Genomic DNA, 2,366 nt, shown 5'->3' with positions numbered 1-2,366 from the left:
ATCTGTAAGCGTGATCGTCCCGTCTTCGTTCATCTGGAAATTCTGATCCTGCGCGACCGGCAGATCATTCACTGGGTTCACTGTCAAATCGATATTAGCTGCGACTGTCGCTTCACCATCGAATACATCGAAACTAATATCGAGATCACCATTGAAGTTTGCAGCCGGTGTCAGCGTGAACGTCCCATCACCATTATCTGTAATCGTCAGTTCCGGATTGGCTGTCTGTAGATTCAATGCCGTGAGCGTATCACCATCCACATCGGACGAATTTGCCAGCAACAATTGCTGCGTTACAAGAAGCGAGTCATCTTCCTGCATAGTAAGTTCAATAGCACTACCGACCTCTGGGTCATCATTGACGCTAGTAACATCCATTTGAAATGTTTCAGATACGGTTTTCGTATCGAAGTCTTCACCCTCAGCTGCAATTTGGTCAGTCGCTTCCTCAACAATCACATCAAAACTTTCAGTCGTGGTCTCAGTATCTGGATCGTTGTCGCTAAGAGCTTCTTCGAGCTGCGTCGCCGCGTCGTCTGCACTTATGTTGCCATCGAGTAAATCCTGAGCAATGCCTTGCGCGGCTTGAGCAAAATCTGGATTCTGAAGCGCAGCGGCGATGTCGTTCCCACCAACACTTTGAATACCAACGGCCTGAAGCGCGTTGGCAATTGCCTCTTCGCTTAAACCGGCTGCGTCCTCACCATCAGAAGGCTCGTCTGACTCCAGTTGAGAATCGACAATATTTGATTGCGCGTCGCTTGATTGAACCGCATCTGGTGATGACTCTTCTTCTCCACCAGAGGCGCCACCTTCGTCTGCACTCTCGCCCTCAGCGTTCGACCCACTAAGATCTTGTTCCGCTTCGGATATCTGACCATCTAAGGTATCAGCACCAGTTGCTGCAGTATTAGTAGTTGTTGACTGCTGGTTATTACTACCCGAAGACCCACTCTCGCTGTTCGACTCAGGGGTGACACTGTTCTCGACTGCATCGTTTAATGGGTTGTTTTCGTCATTAGGGATATCAGACATTGCGCTCTTCTCCAAACATTCAGATCACAACTCGAATTAGAGTTGTATTCAACGACAAACTTTAAAGCTTTGCTTTTTTAAAATAGTTTTTCATGAAAGTAGTATTGATACGCGCGGTCTCAAGGAGGCGGCAAATAACCGTGATGAATATCACAGTAGAAACAAGAAAAGATAAAATCTATTCGCAATAAAGCATTGAAATTATTAGACAAATTCAAATTATTTAATTTGCTCAAGATTTGTGTGTTTTTGTAACACTTCTCGTTAGTTTTGTTGTTTGGGAAGGTTTTAAAAACAAGGTTAAAAGTTCATCAGTAAACGTCTGATGAAGGAGATAAATATAGAAGCTAATTCTATTAAATCTTTTCGAAANGAATGCAATCAAAAATGGATTTTATAGGCATAGAAAAACAGCTCCCGAAGGAGCTGCTTTAAGGGGGCAAACTTATTGCCGACTAAACACCGATTGCACCACCGTCTGTTTTACGGAATACAACTGTCGCTGCGCGAGGTCGAATGCTCGTACCTGATGGCGTTTCAGTTGTTGCATCAACCGCATATGGCCAGTTGCCTGGGTGCTGAATATTCGCAAAGAAACTTGAATTATCACTCGCAATCGCAAGCCCTGTCACTTCACAACCATTCGGACCAACAAAGAAACGACGTAATGCATCTTGATTCTCTGCCGAAATCACCTGCTGTTCACCATCAACACGTAACTTAGATGGAATAACAGCGAGCATTTGGTCGTTGGTATAGTTTTCAACTTCGTCTGCACCATTATCGGTTTGAATCCACATAATGCCGCGGTTATCAAACAACAGGCCGTCAGGGCTTGCGAACTGATTCATCTCAGTCAGACCAGAATTATTGTAGCTCGCTGCATCAACGCCCGAAGATGGTGCACCAAATACAAAGATATCCCATTCAAATGCAGTTGGTTCTGTACTCTCATCCCAACGAAGAATATGGCCATACTTATTGTCTATACGCGGATTAGCTGGGTTTGTCCCTGTTGTCGCATCACGGCGCGTATTGTTAGTGAGAGTGAGATAAACACTACCTGTGATTGGATCGACTGCACACCATTCTGGACGGTCCATTGGGGTTGCGCCTACGGCATCCGCTGCTCCTGGAGTGTTAAGAATCAATTCACCAAGAGAAGAGAACATATCGCCTAAGGTTGAGCCAGCCGTTAGGCTGTTATCTGCAACATAGTTGTCTGATAACGCCGTGCTCAATACTAGAGGGATCCACTCACCAGTGTTGTCGTCATTAAAGCGCATAACATACAGCGTGCCCTCATCCATGTACTTCGCACCTGTGGCTAA

At 45.3% G+C, this 2,366-nt stretch carries 2 protein-coding genes; both read right to left on the bottom strand.

Features of this window, described 5'->3' with window-relative positions:
• Positions 1–1,035: cadherin-like domain-containing protein (locus A3762_RS10130; protein WP_156493379.1), on the bottom strand; the 1,035-nt coding region annotated here is incomplete at its 3' end.
• A gap of 455 nt (positions 1,036–1,490) precedes the next feature.
• Positions 1,491–2,366, bottom strand: an 876-nt coding sequence (locus A3762_RS10125; protein ID WP_156493378.1) for a PhoX family phosphatase, incomplete at its 5' end; no start/stop codon positions are given.

The sequence above is a fragment of the Oleiphilus sp. HI0125 genome, from assembly GCF_001635355.1.
Note: the sequence above shows the minus strand (reverse complement) of the source record. Positions and strands in the feature narration are given on the sequence as shown.